General features: G+C 63.9%; 20 protein-coding genes. 19 read left to right on the top strand and 1 reads right to left on the bottom strand.

Features of this window, described 5'->3' with window-relative positions:
* Positions 1–121 precede the first annotated feature (121 nt).
* The 19 genes from D1222_RS08655 to D1222_RS08565 all read left to right on the top strand — a co-directional run bounded on the left by D1222_RS08655 (position 122) and on the right by D1222_RS08565 (position 14,754).
* A complete protein-coding gene (locus D1222_RS08655; protein WP_119453868.1) occupies positions 122–1,234 on the top strand; it encodes a phage portal protein in 1,113 nt (370 codons plus the stop codon).
* Positions 1,231–1,455 (top strand): hypothetical protein, encoded by a 225-nt coding sequence (locus tag D1222_RS08650; protein WP_119380698.1) that lies wholly within the window; start codon positions 1,231–1,233, stop codon positions 1,453–1,455. Before D1222_RS08655 ends, D1222_RS08650 begins: the two co-directional genes overlap by 4 nt.
* Positions 1,452–1,862 carry an HK97 family phage prohead protease gene (locus D1222_RS08645; RefSeq protein WP_119453867.1) on the top strand — a complete coding sequence of 137 codons (411 nt, stop codon included), beginning with the start codon at positions 1,452–1,454 and terminating at the stop codon, positions 1,860–1,862. The genes D1222_RS08650 and D1222_RS08645 overlap by 4 nt, the downstream gene beginning before the upstream one ends.
* 12 nt (positions 1,863–1,874) lie before the next feature.
* Positions 1,875–3,050 (top strand): phage major capsid protein, encoded by a 1,176-nt coding sequence (locus tag D1222_RS08640; RefSeq protein WP_119453866.1) that lies wholly within the window; start codon positions 1,875–1,877, stop codon positions 3,048–3,050.
* Positions 3,051–3,159: 109 nt separating this feature from the next.
* Positions 3,160–3,708 (top strand): head-tail connector protein, encoded by a 549-nt coding sequence (locus tag D1222_RS08635; protein ID WP_119453865.1) that lies wholly within the window; start codon positions 3,160–3,162, stop codon positions 3,706–3,708.
* On the top strand, positions 3,705–4,139 hold the full coding sequence (locus D1222_RS08630) for a DUF3168 domain-containing protein (RefSeq protein WP_119453864.1): 435 nt from the start codon (positions 3,705–3,707) through the stop codon (positions 4,137–4,139). The genes D1222_RS08635 and D1222_RS08630 overlap by 4 nt, the downstream gene beginning before the upstream one ends.
* Positions 4,136–4,555: a phage major tail protein, TP901-1 family gene (locus D1222_RS08625; RefSeq protein WP_119453863.1), complete on the top strand. Its 420-nt coding sequence runs from the start codon at positions 4,136–4,138 to the stop codon at positions 4,553–4,555. The genes D1222_RS08630 and D1222_RS08625 overlap by 4 nt, the downstream gene beginning before the upstream one ends.
* A 17-nt stretch (positions 4,556–4,572) precedes the next feature.
* Positions 4,573–4,842, top strand: coding sequence for a GTA-gp10 family protein (locus D1222_RS08620; protein WP_233348613.1), 270 nt, complete (start codon positions 4,573–4,575; stop codon positions 4,840–4,842).
* Positions 4,826–5,011, top strand: a complete 186-nt coding sequence (locus tag D1222_RS08615; RefSeq protein WP_182481922.1) for a phage tail assembly chaperone — start codon at positions 4,826–4,828, stop codon at positions 5,009–5,011. Before D1222_RS08620 ends, D1222_RS08615 begins: the two co-directional genes overlap by 17 nt.
* Complete coding sequence (locus D1222_RS08610) at positions 5,004–5,375, top strand: phage tail tape measure C-terminal domain-containing protein (RefSeq protein ID WP_182481921.1); 372 nt, start codon at positions 5,004–5,006, stop codon at positions 5,373–5,375. Before D1222_RS08615 ends, D1222_RS08610 begins: the two co-directional genes overlap by 8 nt.
* Entirely contained in the window at positions 5,372–5,992 is a 621-nt protein-coding gene (locus D1222_RS08605) for a DUF2460 domain-containing protein (protein WP_119453859.1), read from the top strand. Before D1222_RS08610 ends, D1222_RS08605 begins: the two co-directional genes overlap by 4 nt.
* A gap of 11 nt (positions 5,993–6,003) precedes the next feature.
* Positions 6,004–6,645 (top strand): DUF2163 domain-containing protein, encoded by a 642-nt coding sequence (locus D1222_RS08600; RefSeq protein WP_119453858.1) that lies wholly within the window; start codon positions 6,004–6,006, stop codon positions 6,643–6,645.
* Positions 6,642–7,073 carry an NlpC/P60 family protein gene (locus tag D1222_RS08595; protein ID WP_119453857.1) on the top strand — a complete coding sequence of 144 codons (432 nt, stop codon included), beginning with the start codon at positions 6,642–6,644 and terminating at the stop codon, positions 7,071–7,073. The genes D1222_RS08600 and D1222_RS08595 overlap by 4 nt, the downstream gene beginning before the upstream one ends.
* Before the next feature lie 5 nt (positions 7,074–7,078).
* Positions 7,079–10,756, top strand: a complete 3,678-nt coding sequence (locus tag D1222_RS08590) for a baseplate multidomain protein megatron (protein WP_182481920.1) — start codon at positions 7,079–7,081, stop codon at positions 10,754–10,756.
* A gap of 42 nt (positions 10,757–10,798) precedes the next feature.
* The gene (locus tag D1222_RS08585; protein WP_119453855.1) at positions 10,799–11,659 is read left to right on the top strand and encodes a DnaJ C-terminal domain-containing protein; all 861 of its coding nucleotides are present in this window, start codon (positions 10,799–10,801) and stop codon (positions 11,657–11,659) included.
* Positions 11,660–11,735: 76 nt separating this feature from the next.
* Complete coding sequence (locus D1222_RS08580) at positions 11,736–12,047, top strand: PepSY domain-containing protein (RefSeq protein WP_119453854.1); 312 nt, start codon at positions 11,736–11,738, stop codon at positions 12,045–12,047.
* Between the two features lie 10 nt (positions 12,048–12,057).
* Entirely contained in the window at positions 12,058–12,741 is a 684-nt protein-coding gene (locus tag D1222_RS08575) for a response regulator transcription factor (RefSeq protein WP_018147580.1), read from the top strand.
* A 25-nt stretch (positions 12,742–12,766) separates the two neighbouring features.
* On the top strand, positions 12,767–14,164 hold the full coding sequence (locus tag D1222_RS08570; protein WP_119453853.1) for an ATP-binding protein: 1,398 nt from the start codon (positions 12,767–12,769) through the stop codon (positions 14,162–14,164).
* Positions 14,161–14,754, top strand: a complete 594-nt coding sequence (locus D1222_RS08565) for a tetratricopeptide repeat protein (RefSeq protein WP_119453852.1) — start codon at positions 14,161–14,163, stop codon at positions 14,752–14,754. The genes D1222_RS08570 and D1222_RS08565 overlap by 4 nt, the downstream gene beginning before the upstream one ends.
* Here D1222_RS08565 and D1222_RS08560 read toward each other — a convergent pair whose 3' ends face one another.
* Positions 14,755–15,099 carry a nuclear transport factor 2 family protein gene (locus D1222_RS08560; protein WP_119453851.1) on the bottom strand — a complete coding sequence of 115 codons (345 nt, stop codon included), beginning with the start codon at positions 15,097–15,099 and terminating at the stop codon, positions 14,755–14,757. It abuts the gene before it with no gap.
* Positions 15,100–15,103 lie beyond the last annotated feature (4 nt).

Genomic DNA, 15,103 nt, shown 5'->3' with positions numbered 1-15,103 from the left:
CGTTATTGGCGTCCAGCCGTTTTGTCAGACCGGATGTCCCTCCCGGCTAGAACTTCATTCACGCTGAAAAACAGGGAGTGCGCTGTCGCGGCGCGCCCCAAGCGAAGGAGAACGGTGATAGATGAGATGGCCCTGGCAGACAGTCGAGACGCGTTCGGCGCAATCCTTCATCGCACTGGCGAGCCTGCCCAGCGCAGGCTGGGGCAGTCATGATGCGAGCGCGCTGATGCGCGACGGCTATGCTGGAAACGCAATCGCCTACCGTTGCGTGCGGATGATTGCCGAGGCGGCCGCGTCCATACCGCTGACGACGAATGATGAAGATGTCGGCGCGCTGCTTGCGCGGCCCTCGCCCGATGAGGCGGGCAGGGTGCTGTTGGAGCGGCTTTATGGTGACTTGCAGATTACGGGCAATGCCTGGGCAGAGGCCGTGACGCTAGCCGGGGAGGCCGCACCCAAAGGCCTTTTCGGGCTGCGCGCCGACACAATCCGTCCACAGACAAATAGTGAGGGCGGCCTGATTGGCTGGGCCGTGCGCAAGCGCCGCGGCGAGCGGATCATCTATCGCGAGGCCGATGGCTGGAGCCCTGTGCTGCACCTCAAACTCTATCATCCGTCAGACAGCGTGATGGGGCTTTCCCCACTGGCGGCGGCGCGCAAGGCGTTGGACCTTCACAATGGCGCCGCGGCCTGGGCAAAGGCGCTGATCGAGAATGCGGCCCGGCCATCTGGCGCGCTGGTCTATGACGGCGAGGGGGCAGGCCTGACGCCGTCGCAATTCGACCGTCTGAAGGAAGAGCTGGAAAGCGCGCATTCCGGCGCGGCGAATGCCGGGCGTCCTTTGTTGCTCGATGGCGGGCTCGACTGGAAGCCCATGTCGCTGTCGCCCGCAGAGATGGATTTTGCAGGCACGCGCCATGCGGCCGCGCGGGAGATTTCGCTTGCTTTTGGGGTGCCGCCCATGCTGCTCGGCATTCCGGGCGACAATACCTATGCGACCTATAAGGAAGCGAACCTCGCCTTCTGGCGCCTGACGGTTCTGCCTCTGGTTCACAAGGTTGCCGACGCGTTGAGTGTCTGGCTGTCGGGACGGTTCGACGATGTCGAGGTGCGCCCGGACCTGGAGGACGTGCCAGCCTTTTCAGGCGAGCGGGATGCGCTGTGGGCGCGGCTTGAGGCGGCGAGTTTCCTGACCACCGAAGAGAAGCGTGCTCTCGCGGGGCTAAGCCAATGATCGAGCGCAAGATAACGGCCGGCTTCGTACTGGCGCTCGCGCTTCAGACGGGCGGGGCGCTCGTCTGGGCAGGGGCAGCCGCAGAGCGGATTTCCATGCTGGAACAGCGCGCGGACATTGCACGCCCGGTCGCCGAGCGACTGGCGCGGGTGGAAGCCCATCTCGAGGCCATCGAGAACCAGCTGGACCGGATCGAAGCCCGGCTGGAGGCGAAGCCATGACGCCCTCGCCGCTTCTGGTTGAAGGTTATGCGGCCCTGTTTGGCGCTGCAGATCTGTCTGGCGACGTGGTGAGGGCTGGAGCCTTTGCGCGCAGCCTGAGAGCGGGCGCTGTGCCCATGCTGTTGCAGCATAGGTCCGGTGCTGTGGCCGGTCGCTGGACGCGCCTTGTCGAGGATGGTCGTGGGCTATTCGTCCGTGGACTGATTGATGGTGCTGCCGCCTCGCGCGCGGTTCAGGCTGGGCTTTCGGGCCTGTCTATCGGATTTCGTGCGCGGCTCTGGAAGCCCCGGCCCGAGGGCGGACGTGACCTCATCGACATCGACCTTGTCGAGATTTCGCTGGTGGGGGCGCCAATGCAGCCACTCGCCCGGTTCACACAGATTGGAGGGGCCGCGCGGGCGGCCTGAGAAAGGAGAAAGATGACCAAGGAAACAAAGATGGCAGCCGAGGCAGGCAGTGCTGCAACGGCCGAAGTGATGGCAGCATTCGAGGCCTATAAGCAGGCCAATGATGAGCGGCTTGCCGAGATCGAGGCGAAGGGCACGCATGACCCACTGCTGGATGCAAAGCTGAAAAAGCTGGACCGGCGTCTTGATGAGATCAGCCTGAAAGCGGCGCGCCCGGACGAGGTCGCGCCGGCACGATCGGGCACCGAACAGGGCGAGGCCTGGTCGCGCTATATCCGCAGCGGCGATGAGAGTGGGCTGGCGCGTCTGGATGTCAAATCCCTGTCTGCGGGCACCGATGATCAGGGCGGCTATACAGCGCCGCCGGAGCTTGATCGCCTGATCGAGGCAAGGCTGATGCAGGCCTCTCCGATGCGCCAGATCGCAAGTGTGCGCCAGACGACGGCAGGCGTTTATCGAAAGCCTGTCAGCCTCGGTGTCGGTGCGGCCTGGGTTGCTGAAACGGGGGCGCGTACACAGACGGCGACGGCGGGTCTCAGCCTGCTCGAATTCCCAGCGGGTGAGCTCTATGCCATGCCCGCGGCGACGCAAACGCTGCTCAATGACAGCTATGCCGACGTCGATGCCTGGCTGGCCGATGAGGTCGAGGCGGCCTTCTCCATTCAGGAGAGCGCAGCCTTCGTGACAGGTGATGGCGACGGCAAGCCGAGGGGCTTCCTCGATTATGACGTCGTCGCTGAAGCGAGCCATGCCTGGGGCAAGATCGGCTCGGTCGCGGGCGACTTTACCGCCAGCGATGCCGGTGACCAGATCATCGACCTCATCCAGACGCCGAAGAGCCAGTACCGCTCCAATGGCCGGTTCGTGATGAACCGCAAGACGGTCGCATCCGTCCGTAAGCTGAAGGATGCGGATGGTCGCTATCTCTGGCGCCCGGGCATGAATGGTGAGGGTCAGACGATCTTTGGCTATCCGGTCACCGAACTGGAAGACATGCCGGACATCGGTACGGGCAATGCGGCGATCGCGTTTGGCGACTTCCGGCGCGGCTATCTGATCGTGGACAGGCAGGGCGCGCAGGTGCTGCGCGATCCGTATTCGGCCAAGCCTTATGTCCTGTTCTACACGACCAAGCGTGTGGGCGGCGGCGTCCAGAACTTCGACGCCATCAAGGCCATGGTCTTCTAGCGCGGTCACCAAAGTCAGCCTGCGAGCGATCGCAGGCTGATACCGCCCCGTAACGCGACCGCTCGTGTCGCCTGTCGGGCAGGCAGCTTTCAATAGACGGAAAACGATTATGACGCTGACGGTTCTTACGCCGCCAGACGAAGAGCCTGTGTCTCTTTCAAAGGCGAAATCCTATCTGCGCATCGGGCATGACGGCGAAGATGAGCTGGTGACCTCGCTCATCGCCGGGGCGCGCGCGGCGCTGGAAACGCAGGCCGGGCTGTGCCTGGTACGCCGAACGCTGCGATGGAGCTTTGCGGTCTGGCCGCGCAACCTGATGGCGAGATCTGGTGTCAGGCTGCCCGCCGGGCCTGTCAGCGAGCTCGTGTCTGTCCGGAGCCGGGCAGGGGAGGTGGAGACCGACCTGACCAGCCGCTTCGTGCTGGATGGCCAGCGGCTGTGCCTGCGCCCAGGCAGCTGGTTGCTAGCGATAGAGACCGGCGCGCGGGTGGAGGTCGATTTCGTTGCCGGGTTTGGCGGCGCGGCGGATGTGCCAGAAGACCTGTCGCTCGCGCTTCTGGTCATGGCGGATGCCACCTATCGGCGCGGCAGCAATGATGTCGTCGTGTCCGAAGCGGCAGAGGCTCTCATCTCCGCGCGCCGTGAGGTGCGGCTATGAGTGCGCCGTCACTCCCTTCAGGCGTGGAAGCAGAGCTTCAGCTCGCCGTGATGGAAGCCCTGCGCAGCGATGCGGGTGTTCAGGCATATCTCGGAAATCCTGCGCGGATTTTCGATGGCGAGAGCGATGAGCCCGTCTTTCCCTGCGTCGAGCTGGAGCGCCACGATGTTCGACCCAATGGGAGTGCAGGCCATGCCGGAAGCGCTCATACGCTGAGCTTTGGCTTGCGAAGCCGGATGGGTGGGCGCACCGAGGCGATGCGCATCCTGAGCGAGCTACGCCGGGTACTGAACGCGTTTTCTTTCGGCTCTGACGGGCTGCGAAGTGTGCTGTCCCAGACGCTCTATAGCGACGTGATGCGCACGCCGGACCTTCGGGAGTTTCGAGGTGTGCTCCGGGTGCGAATTATTCTTGAGGGAGCGGGCGAATGAGCGGTCAAAGAGGACGCGATGTCCTGATCAAGATATCTGACGGCGCCTTGCCTGAGGCATTCACGACAGTGGCAGGGATCCGCACAAGCAGTTTCGACCTGGAACAGCAGAACGTCGACGCGACGAGCATGGACAGCCCGGGTGGCTGGCGTGAACTGCTCGGCGAAGCAGGGCTGCGCTCCATGCGGGTGCGGGGACGCGGCCTGTTCAAGGACGCGGCAAGCGATGCCCGGCTTCGGTCGGTGTTTCTTTCGGGGGAGCTCTGCAGCTTCAAGCTGTGCGTGCCGGGTTTTGGTGACTTCACCGGGCCATTCCAGATCGCGCAGCTTGGCTGGGCGGGCAGTTTCGATGGCGAGGCGACCTTCGCGATCGACCTGCAGAGCGCAGGACAGATCACATTCGAGGCAAGCGCATGAACGGCGCGCGGGGAGAAGTGAGTCTGGACGTGGCTGGTCAGAAGCGGGTGCTCTGCCTGACGCTGGGGGCGCTAGCCGAGATCGAGAGCGCCTTCGGGTGTGCATCGCTGGCAGACCTTCAGGCGCGCATGAGGCGGCTGTCGGCAGCCGAACTTCTGCAGCTTGTTTCTATACTGATTAAAGGTGGCGGTGAACAGATTGAGCCGGATGGTTTGGCACGCCTCAACATCCAGCCAGCCGCTGCTGCGGCGGCCGTAGCGGAGGCATTCCGTGCTGGCGTGGGCTGAAATGCTGCGCGCGGCGGCGCTGATGGGCATCGCGCCTGCGCAATTCTGGAAACTGAGTCTGCTCGAATGGCGTGCGCTGACGACCCCTTCCGGTCCTTCGCTGCCCCGCAGGGAATTCGACCTGATGATGAAGACACGTCCGGATGAAAGGACAGAGGCGAATGGATGATTTTACAACAGAGCTGGACCGCGCAGGCGACGCGCTGGCCGCCCTCGCCGACGGGCCGGGACAGGCCGCGGCAGCTTCGCTGGAAGCCGCCTTCAGTGAGGCAGGCGCAGGCATAGAAGCGGCCCTGTCGCGGGCCGCGCGGTCTGGCGAGCTCGACTTCTCGCAGATGACGCGGGCGGTGCTGGCGGACCTTGCGAGCATTGCGGCAGAAGCTGCGCTCGCGCGGGCTGGCTTCGGCGCGGCGGGCACATCGCTGACCTTCAATCTTCCGCGATCGGGCGTCGGTGCCACACAAGCCACCTCGACACGCGAGCTTTCCAAGGCCGTGGCGAAAGCCGCCGCAATCGGGCGGAGGTTCACATGAGCCTTGCAGGATTTCACGAAGGTCGCCTGCCGGTGCCACCCGGATTTGGCTCTACCAGCGGGCCTGTCTGGCAGACAGAGACGCTGGTGCTGTCGAGCGGAAGGGAAGTCCGCAATGCCCGCTGGTCGCGTCCACAGCGGCGCTGGGAGGTGGTGACACCGCCGCTCAGTGTGGAGGCGTTCGACAGTCTGGTCAGCTTCTTCAATGCGCGGCGCGGGCGTTTGTCCGGGTTCCGCTTTCGCGACCCTGCGGCCTTCTCTAGCGCGGCGCCTGGCATGGCGGTGTCGCCGACCGATGAGGGGCTTGGCACGGGCGACGGGACCCGCACCGTATTCCAGCTGGCTATGGCGGATAGTGGCATTGAACGCCCGGTCCTGAAACCTGCCCTTGGGAGCGTGCGCATCGGCGTGAATGGCGCCGAGCTTCTCACCGGTTGGGAGGTGGACGAGGTGACGGGCGAGGTCGCCTTCGACGTCGCCCCGGAAGCGGGCGCCATCCTCACGGCGGGCTTCGAATATGACTGGCCCGTGCGCTTCGACACGGACGCCCTGGAAGTGAGCTTTGAGACGGCCGGATCCGGACGGGTGGTGAGCCTGCCTCTGGTCGAGATTTTCTGAGCGGGGGCCATATGAAACAGATAAGCGAAGCGTTTGAGACGAGGCTTACAAACGGCGCGGCGACCACCTGCCTCTGCTGGCGGTTGGAGCGGCCAGACGGGTTCACGGTCGGCCTGACGGATCATGACCGTGCACTGACGTTTGGCGGCGTGACCTACAGCCCCGGCGTGGCCCTCTCGGCCGCGAGGTTTGAAACTGCCGGTGGGTTGCGGCCCGGCCGGGCAAGCGGTGATGGGGCGCTTATCGCGGATGCTCTGACAGAGGCCGATCTTGCTACGGGATTGTGGACGCGGGCGCGGGTCCATGTCTATCGCGTCGACTGGCAGGCCCCAGATGATCGCATCCTCATCTGGACCGGCTTTCTGAGTGAGATCACGCAGCGGGGCGATCAGTTCGAGGCCGAGCTGATTTCGCTGAAGGCAGAACTTGAGCGACCGGTCGGACGTCTTATCTCGCGCCGCTGCGATGCGGCGCTGGGCGATGCAAGGTGCGGCCTTGCTGGTGTCGATGGGCAGAGTTGCGACAAGCGGTTCCAGACCTGCCGCGATGTCTTCTCAAACGCCGAGAACTATCGCGGATTTCCGCATCTGCCCGGGCAGGATTTCGTGCTTTCCGGGCCTGCAGCGGCGGGCAATGACGGAGGCCGACGATGAGGCGTGCTGACATCGTCAAGGCCGCGCGCGGCTGGCTTGGCACGCCCTATCAGCATCAGGCAAGCCGGAGGGGCGCGGGGGCCGATTGCCTCGGCCTCGTACGCGGCGTCTGGCGCGAACTTGTCGGGGCGGAGCCGCAGCCCGTGCCGCCATATACGCCGGACTGGGCAGACCTCAGCAGTGACGATACGCTGCTGGAGGCAGGGCGCATCTGGTTGCGGGAAATCCCGGTGGGGGCGGCGAATGCGGGCGACGTGCTGATGTTTCGCATGGGCGCGGGCTGCGTGGCCAAGCACTGCGCCATCGCGACCAGTCCGGACACGATCATCCACGCCTATTGGGGGCGCAGCGTATGCGCGACCCGGCTGGTGCCCTGGTGGCGGCGGCGCATCGCGGGCGCTTTCTCATTTCCTGGTCTGGAGGACTGATGCTCATGGGACAGATCATTCTATCGCAGGCCGGTCAGGCTCTTGGCAGCGCTCTGCTGCCGGGTAGTCTCAACCCGCTGGGGGCGGAGATTTCAGGCGCGGCCCTTGGCGGCGCACTAGGCGGGCTTGCGGGCCGGGCCGTGGACAGCGCTTTTGCCGGCGATGTTCACGGCCCGCGAATGAGCGCGCTGCACCTCATGGAAAGCCGGGAGGGCGCAGGCCTGCCGCTCGTCTATGGACGCGCGCGGGTCGGCGGACAGGTCATCTGGGCGGCCCGGTTCAAGGAGAAGCGCCGTGAGCGCTCTGCAGGCAAGGGCGGCCCGAAACTGAATGAGTATAGCTATTCGGTGAGCTTCGCGGTCGCGATCGCGCAGGGCCCTGTCACCCGGCTCGGGCGCATCTGGGCGAATGGCGAGGTGCTGGCGCTCGCTGACGTCAATCATCGCTTCTATCGCGGCGATGAGAGCCAGCTTCCAGATCCGCTGATCGAAGCGGTCGAGGGCGCAGGCAATGCGCCAGCCTATCGCGGAACGGCCTATATCGTGTTCGAGGATTTGCCGCTGGACCGCTTCGGGAACCGCCTGCCGCAGCTTAGCTTCGAAGTCTTTCGAGCGCTCGAAGATGAGGGCAGTCTGCGGCGCGTCGTGGAAGGGCTGAACATCATCCCGGCGACAGGTGAGTTTGCGTATGCGACCGATATCGTCCGTGAACGGCGCTTTCCGGGTGTCGAAACGTCGCTCAACATGAATAATCCGGCTGGCGCGGCCAATTTCACCCAGTCTTTGGCGCAGGCGCAGGATGATTTTCCGCAGCTTCGGCGCGCCGCCCTGACGGTCGCATGGTTCGGGGATGACCTTCGCGCAGGTACGTGCCGCATCCGGCCCGGCGTCGAGACCCGTGAGCGTATGAGTGTGCCCTTCGGATGGGAAGTGGCTGGTCTCTCACGCGCAGAAGCCCGTCTCGTCAGTCAGTCGGGCGGAAAAGCGAACTATGGCGGGACGCCGTCTGACAGGTCTGTGCTTCAGGCGATTGCGCAAATGAAAACAGACGGGCTTGAGGTGACGCTATCGCCTTTTCTGCTGATGGACATTCCGCAGGGAAACGGATTGCCCGACCCTTATGGCGCGGCAGAGCAGGGGGCTTTTCCGTGGCGCGGACGGACCACTTCGTTGCCGGACGGGACGGCATCGGTGCGCGCAGAGATCGAAGGCTTCGTCGCCGCCGATGGCGCGTTTGGCTATCGCCACTTCATCCTGCACCATGCGCGCCTTGCAGTTGAGGCGGGCGGTGTGGGTGCCTTCCTGATCGGTAGCGAGATGGTCGCCCTGACACGCCTGCGCGATGATGCGGGGGCCTTCCCATTCGTTGAGGCGCTGATCGAGATCGCGGCGGAGGCGAGGGACATTCTCGGGCCGGACACGCTCATCTCCTATGCGGCGGACTGGACCGAATATGGCGCCTACGTCCCGCAGGACGGGTCTGGCGACGTGCTCTTCCCGCTCGACCCGCTCTGGGCGTCACCGGATTTGGATTTCGTCGGCGTGGACTGGTACCCGCCGCTGAGCGACTGGCGCGGCGGGTCTGATCATCTCGATGCGCTGGCAGGTTTCGAAGGGGCTTCGGACGCCGCCTATCTCGCCGCCAATTTACAGGGCGGGGAGGCCTATGACTGGTATTATGCATCAGCGGAGGCACGCGCGGCGCAGGAGCGAACGCCGATCGCGGACAGTGCCCATGGCGAGCATTGGGTCTTCCGGCAGAAAGATATCGGGAGCTGGTGGGGCCAGACGCACTACCCGCGGCCCGGCGGCATCCGCTCATCGACGGCGACCAACTGGACGCCCGGCCTGAAACCGATCCGCCTCATGGAGATCGGCTTTCCGGCCGTTGATCGCGGCACGAATGCGCCGAATGTCTTCTACGACCCGAAAAGCTCCGAGAGCGCGCTGCCGCATTTTTCGGATGGCGCGCGCAATGATGTGCTGCAGCGGCGGGCGCTGGAGGTGTCGCTGTCATTTTGGCAGGCACAGCCATTCGTCGACGCCGCTTTTGCCTGGGCGTGGGATGCGCGGCCTTGGCCTGACTTTCCTGTTCGAGGCGACGTCTGGAGCGATGGGCCAAACTGGTCACTCGGTCATTGGCTGAACGGGCGAGCAGGCCTTGTGCCGCTCTCTGCCGTGATCGAAGACCTGTCCGCGCTTTCGGGTGTAGAGATTGAGGCGGGCGCGCTTGACGGGCTGGTGGAGGGGTTCATCGTGCCAGCGCCCTCGACGCTCCGGTCAGTGCTGGAGCCGCTTCAGGCGCTGCACAGGTTCAGCTGCCGCGAAAGCGAAGCGGGGCTTTCTTTGCAGCCAGCACCTAGAAGTACCGCACTGACCGTCGCAGCCGGTGAGATAGCCCGCGATGGCCCATCCATGACGCACGTCTTGCTCGACAAACGGCCGGGCCATCTCACGCTCACCCATATCAGCGCCGATGACGCCTATGCGCCCGCCGTCTCTCACGCCCGCCTTCCGGACGGAGACGCGCGCTATCGCATCGAAACCAGCCTGCCGCTCCTCATGTCGGAGGGCGAAGCAAGCCGGGTCGCCGGCGATTTGCTGAAAGCGACGGTGGAAAGCGAGCGTGCATCGCTCACGCTCCCACCGCACCTTCTGGCGCTGGAGCCTGGCGACCGTATATCGGTTGAGACGCTGCCGGGAGAATGGGTGATTGATGATATCTCTGATGAGGGGATTGCGCGCAGACTAGAGCTGTCGCGGCCGGTAGAGCCGGTGTCTGTTCTCGCTGGCTCTGTACCGGGCACGGGCACCGCCGCGCTCATTCCAGCGACGCCCGAACTCATCCTGATCGATGCACCAGCCTTGCCAGGCAAGTCAGGCAATGGCCCGTTGGTCGCAGCAACCGGATCACCATGGGTCGGACCTGTCTCCGTCGAAGCCGGGCGGAGCCTGAACGGCCTGACGGTGCGGGCAGGCGTGCCAGCGCCGGCTTCCATCGGGCGCCTGCTAGCGCCGCTGGTCGCGGGACCGGCGCACCGGTGGGATACCGGCTCGGAGATAGCGCTTGAACTCTTCGGCGGTGAAGTCTCCAGCGCTGAAGCTGAAAGCGTGCTGGCCGGTGCGAACATGCTGCTGGTGCAGGGCGAGGAGGAGTGGGAAGCGCTATCCTTTCAGAGGGCTGACTTGCAGAAGGATGGGAGCTGGCGTCTCTCTGGCTTGCTCCGGGGCCTCTACGGCTCAACGCCTGCTGCGGCAGGGCAGGGCGCGCTTGTCGTCATCGTCGATGACGCGCTCGAGCCGGTTGCGCTCACGCGCGGCGAAGTTGGCATCGAGATGTACTGGCGGGCTGGTGGGTCTGACCCGCAAGTCTTCAGGCATGAAGACAGCGCCGGGCTGCCCTGGCCGGTCGCCCACCTGCGGGCGAAGCAGACAGCTGGAGGGATGCAGGTGAGCTGGCTCGCCAGCGCGCCGGACATCCCTGATAGCTGGGACCTGCCAGACCCGACTGGGCCGCGACTTTTTGAGGTTCGCGGCCTGCTAGACGGCACAGAGGTCGTGAATTTCAGGACGCCGGAATCGGCTGCGGCGCTGGAGGTTTCCGTGAATGAGCTGCGTGTCGCGGAAGTCGCAGCTGATGGACGTTTAGGCAGGTGGGTTTCAATCGGCGCGGGCGCACTCTAACTAGGCATTGGATTTTCAGTGTGAAGAAAGAGAAAGACATCCTTGACCCGCGATCCCTATCAGACACTCGGTGTGACCAAATCTGCCTCGACCGAGGAGATCCGGAAGGCCTACCGCAAGAAGGCCAAGGAACTTCACCCCGACCTTCACCCGAATGACGAAAAGAAAGCGAACGCCTTCAAGGAAGCGTCAGCGGCCTTCGAAATCCTCAGCGACGAATCCAAACGCGCCCAGTTTGACCGGGGCGAGATCGATGCCGATGGCAATCCGACCGGCTTTGCTGGCGCAGGCGGTGGTTATGGCGGCGGCTTCGGCGGCGGTTTCCGTCAGCATGGCAGCTCGTTTCAGGGCGACCCGTTCGAGGACATCCTGTCGGGCATGTTCGGTGGCCAGAGACGCAGGGCAGGCCCGCGCAAGGGCGCAGATACTCGCTACCGCGTCGATATCTCGTTTGAGGACTCGGTCCTCGGTGCGAAGCGTCAGATGACGATGGCAGACAATAAGAGTCTGAATGTCTCGATCCCGCCGGGCGTTGCCACCGGCCAGGTCCTGCGCCTGAAAAGCCAGGGTGAGCCATCGCAGACAGGCGGCCCTCCTGGCGATGCGCTGCTGGAACTTCACGTCCGCCCAAGCAAGACGTGGACGCGCGAAGGGTCAGACCTGCGAATGTCGGTGCCGCTGCCGCTCAAGACAGCGGTACTTGGCGGCAATATCGAGGTCCCCACGCCCGCTGGTACTGTGACCCTGAAAGTCCCCGAGGGCGCCAATACGGGGATGGTGCTTCGTCTTCGCAACAAGGGCGTTCAGTTCAAGGACACGCCGGGTCATCTCTATGCCCGGCTGGAAGTTACGCTGGAAGATCCAAAGGATGAGAGCCTTCGCGAATGGGCCCGCCAGCGTTGAGCTGACTTCAAATCTGACTAAACTCCGCTCTTGTCATTCAGCATGTATTCAGGGCCGAGGGTGCATAACCCGTCATATGAAACGGATCATTCTTTCTCTCTGCGTTGGCCTTGCTGCCTTCTCGCCATGTGCAACGGCACAGGGCCAGTGGAGCAATTCCTTCACGGCGGATGACGCGCGCAATGCTCGCGAGCGCGGAGAGATACTCCCGTTGAAGAACATTCTACGTCCTATCGAGTCGCGCTATGGAGGCGAGATGCGCCGTTTCGTCGGCCTCTTTGATAGGAACGGACAAAAAGTTTATGTCATCGACTGGACGACGCGTCAGGGTGAACTCGTGCAGTTCACGATCAACGCGCACAATGGTCAGATCATAAGCGTTAGCTAGGTAAACATTTATGCGAATTCTTGTTGTTGAAGACGATGCTGATCTTCGCCGGCAGCTTGCCGATGCCCTGACCCAGTCGGGCTATGCCGTTGATCTCGCCGCCGATGGCGAAGACGGACACTTTCTCGGCGATACAGAGCCATATGACGCTGTCATCCTTGATCTTGGCCTGCCCAAGATGGACGGTGTGACTATCCTCGAGCGCTGGCGCGATGACGGCAAGGACTTCCCTGTGATGATCCTGACCGCGCGCGACCGCTGGAGCGAAAAGGTCGCTGGCTTCGATGCTGGCGCTGACGATTACCTTACTAAGCCCTTCTACACTGAAGAGCTTCTGGCGCGCCTTCGCGCCCTCCTGCGACGGGCTACCGGTCACTCAGCCGCCGCGCTCGAAGCAGGCAGCCTGCGAGTCGACACCCGGGCCGCCCGGGCAACGGTCAATGGCCGTCCTGTGAAGCTGACCGCGCATGAATACCGCGTCCTCTCTTATCTGATGCACCATCAGGGCCGGGTCGTTCCGCGCACCGAACTGGTTGAGCACATCTATGACCAGGATTTTGATCGCGACTCCAACACGATCGAGGTCTTCATCGGCCGGCTCCGCAAGAAGATAGGCACCGACCGCATCCAGACAGAGCGTGGCCTCGGCTATCGCCTCGTCGTGCCGGAAGGTGAGACAGCGGGCCTTGCCTGATCCGTCCGGAACTGGCGACGCAAAAATGAGCGACACGGCGCAGACGTCCAAGCCGAGCCTGTCGCTCTCTCGCCGCCTGTTTCTCGGCGCCATTGTCTGGAGCCTGATCGTCGTTGTTGGCGGCGTGATCGCCATGACGGCGGCGTATCGCACCCAGACCGTTCGCATCCTGCAGCAGGAACTCGATTCCACGCTCGTAACCCTGCCGCGCGCCCTCGAAATCCTGCCTGACGGGCGGGTCGTGGATATTCCGGAGCGGCTTCCCAGCGACTCGCGCTTCCAACTGCCTCTGTCGGGCCGTTACTGGGCGATGATCGCGGTCCAGGAGGACGGTAGTTTCGGAAACGACATACGCTCCCAGAGTGTCTGGGACGGGCCGCTGCCGCTCCCGCGCGAACTCGCAGACCAAGCGCTCGCCAAGCCGGGGGAGACCCAGTATGGCAATACGGACGGTCCGAATGATGAGCGCCTGCGGGTGGCCGTCCGCTCGATCACCGTTCCGAACCGCGACAATCCCATCCTCCTGATGGCCGCAGCAGACCGCGCTGTGACAGATGACGGCGCCAATCAGCTGCGCCTCATCCTGCTTGTTGCGATGGCGACTTTGGCGGGCGGGACGCTTCTCGCGCTGTGGATCGGTTTGCGCATGGCGCTTCGACCATTTGACCGGGTGCAGGCCCACATTGCCGAAATCAGCGACGGCCAAAGGGCACGGCTCGACGGTGATTATCCAGCTGAAGTCGTCCCGCTGACGGATGAGCTTAACAAGCTGCTCGATAGCAATCGCAAGATCGTCGAGCGCTCACAGACCCATGTCGGCAATCTGGCACATGCGCTGAAAACACCGCTCGCCGTACTGCGCAATGAGGCGACAGGCGACACCGGTCTTGATGATGTCGTGCGGCGCCAGACCGAATCCATGCGCGCCAATGTCGAGCATTACCTGAAGCGTGCCCAAGCGGCAGCGCGGTCCGAGGCGCTGGGCGTGCGCACTGAAATCGCGCCCGTCGCGGCGGGACTGGCGCGCCTTCTCAACCGTCTGTTCGAGGCGAGAGATATCACGGTGACGACAGAGATCGGCCCGGACAGGGTCGCCCGGATCGAGCAGCAGGATCTGGAAGAGATGCTCGGCAACCTCATGGAGAATGCCTGCAAGTGGGCCAATTCGCGCGTTGAAGTTTCCTGCAGCGGCGGCCAGAACGGCCTCATGCACATACACATTGATGATGACGGCAAGGGGCTTGCCCCGGAAGCCAGGGAAGCTGCGCTCCAGCGCGGTGTCCGGCTCGATGAGACGGCGCCGGGGACGGGTCTTGGCCTCTCTATCGTGGCCGATATCTCAGAAATGAACGGTGGGCGGCTGGACCTCTCCGAGAGCCCGCTTGGCGGCCTTCGCGCCACGATCACGTTGCGCGGCCAATGAAGCACGCGACACTGATATGGATGGGCGCGGCCGTGCTGCTCGCAGGCGGTGCTTATTTGCTGAAGGGCCAGCCGCTGCTGCCTGACCAGCCCTATGCTGACCGCGAGGCTGAGATCGCCTCACGTCCGGCTGAAGATCTCTCGCCCGGTGAGATGCTGGCGCGCCTGCAACGCACAGCACGGGAGCGCCCGGACGAGGCTGAGCCGCAATACTATATCGGCGTGCTGCTTCGCGCGCAGGGGCGCACCGATGATGCCTTACGCGCTTTTCAGTCGGCGCTGCGGCGTGACCCGGACCATGTCCCGGCGCTACTCGGTCTTGCCGACGCCGTCGTGACCCGCGATGGCGGCATGATCACAGAGCCTGCAGCACGCCTTTATGACCGTGCCTGGCGGCTAGACAACTCGCAGACGCGCGCAGGCATTCTTGCCGCCATGCCAGCCTATCAGGCAGGTGACCTCGACGCGGCGCAGGCGCATTGGGAGCGTGTCTTCGCCGACCTGCCAGAGGACGACCCTCGCCGCGCTATGCTGAACGCGATGCGCGCTGAAGCGGACGCTGCGCGCGAAGCGCGCGAGGCAGAAGACTGATCAGGCCGGTGTCTGCTGGTGCTGTACGATCCGCCAGTCGCCATCGGTGCAGACATAGGTAGAGCTGCAATAGGCTTCGTACGTGTCGCTGCCTTTGAGGCCGCGCCCGACATAGGCAAGCGTTACCGTCGTTTCGCTGGACTGGATTTCGCTGACACTGTCGATCTCAACATCATCCCAGCGGGGCGCCATTTTCACCGTTTCAATGATGGCGTCGCGCGAAAGGATGCCAGCGGGCAGCGGGAAAACCATGACACAGTTCTCCGCCATCAACTTGTCATAGTCTTCAGCAGGACCGGTCCATAGCTGCTTCTCGATTTCCCAGAGTTGCGGGAATTGCGGCATGTCG

This window comes from Henriciella algicola (assembly GCF_003576245.1).
Lineage (GTDB): Bacteria > Pseudomonadota > Alphaproteobacteria > Caulobacterales > Hyphomonadaceae > Henriciella > Henriciella algicola.
Note: the sequence above shows the minus strand (reverse complement) of the source record. Positions and strands in the feature narration are given on the sequence as shown.

Bases quoted from the DNA above. Each gene is read 5' to 3' on its own strand.
- D1222_RS08655 (WP_119453868.1), top strand. From the start codon at position 122: ATGAGATGGCCCTGGCAGACAGTCGAGACGCGTTCGGCGCAATCCTTC.
- D1222_RS08650 (WP_119380698.1), top strand. From the start codon at position 1,231: ATGATCGAGCGCAAGATAACGGCCGGCTTCGTACTGGCGCTCGCGCTT.
- D1222_RS08645 (WP_119453867.1), top strand. From the start codon at position 1,452: ATGACGCCCTCGCCGCTTCTGGTTGAAGGTTATGCGGCCCTGTTTGGC.
- D1222_RS08640 (WP_119453866.1), top strand. From the start codon at position 1,875: ATGACCAAGGAAACAAAGATGGCAGCCGAGGCAGGCAGTGCTGCAACG.
- D1222_RS08635 (WP_119453865.1), top strand. From the start codon at position 3,160: ATGACGCTGACGGTTCTTACGCCGCCAGACGAAGAGCCTGTGTCTCTT.
- D1222_RS08630 (WP_119453864.1), top strand. From the start codon at position 3,705: ATGAGTGCGCCGTCACTCCCTTCAGGCGTGGAAGCAGAGCTTCAGCTC.
- D1222_RS08625 (WP_119453863.1), top strand. From the start codon at position 4,136: ATGAGCGGTCAAAGAGGACGCGATGTCCTGATCAAGATATCTGACGGC.
- D1222_RS08610 (WP_182481921.1), top strand. From the start codon at position 5,004: ATGGATGATTTTACAACAGAGCTGGACCGCGCAGGCGACGCGCTGGCC.
- D1222_RS08605 (WP_119453859.1), top strand. From the start codon at position 5,372: ATGAGCCTTGCAGGATTTCACGAAGGTCGCCTGCCGGTGCCACCCGGA.
- D1222_RS08600 (WP_119453858.1), top strand. From the start codon at position 6,004: ATGAAACAGATAAGCGAAGCGTTTGAGACGAGGCTTACAAACGGCGCG.
- D1222_RS08595 (WP_119453857.1), top strand. From the start codon at position 6,642: ATGAGGCGTGCTGACATCGTCAAGGCCGCGCGCGGCTGGCTTGGCACG.
- D1222_RS08590 (WP_182481920.1), top strand. From the start codon at position 7,079: ATGGGACAGATCATTCTATCGCAGGCCGGTCAGGCTCTTGGCAGCGCT.
- D1222_RS08580 (WP_119453854.1), top strand. From the start codon at position 11,736: ATGAAACGGATCATTCTTTCTCTCTGCGTTGGCCTTGCTGCCTTCTCG.
- D1222_RS08575 (WP_018147580.1), top strand. From the start codon at position 12,058: ATGCGAATTCTTGTTGTTGAAGACGATGCTGATCTTCGCCGGCAGCTT.
- D1222_RS08570 (WP_119453853.1), top strand. From the start codon at position 12,767: ATGAGCGACACGGCGCAGACGTCCAAGCCGAGCCTGTCGCTCTCTCGC.
- D1222_RS08565 (WP_119453852.1), top strand. From the start codon at position 14,161: ATGAAGCACGCGACACTGATATGGATGGGCGCGGCCGTGCTGCTCGCA.
- D1222_RS08560 (WP_119453851.1), bottom strand. From the start codon at position 15,099: ATGCCGCAATTCCCGCAACTCTGGGAAATCGAGAAGCAGCTATGGACC.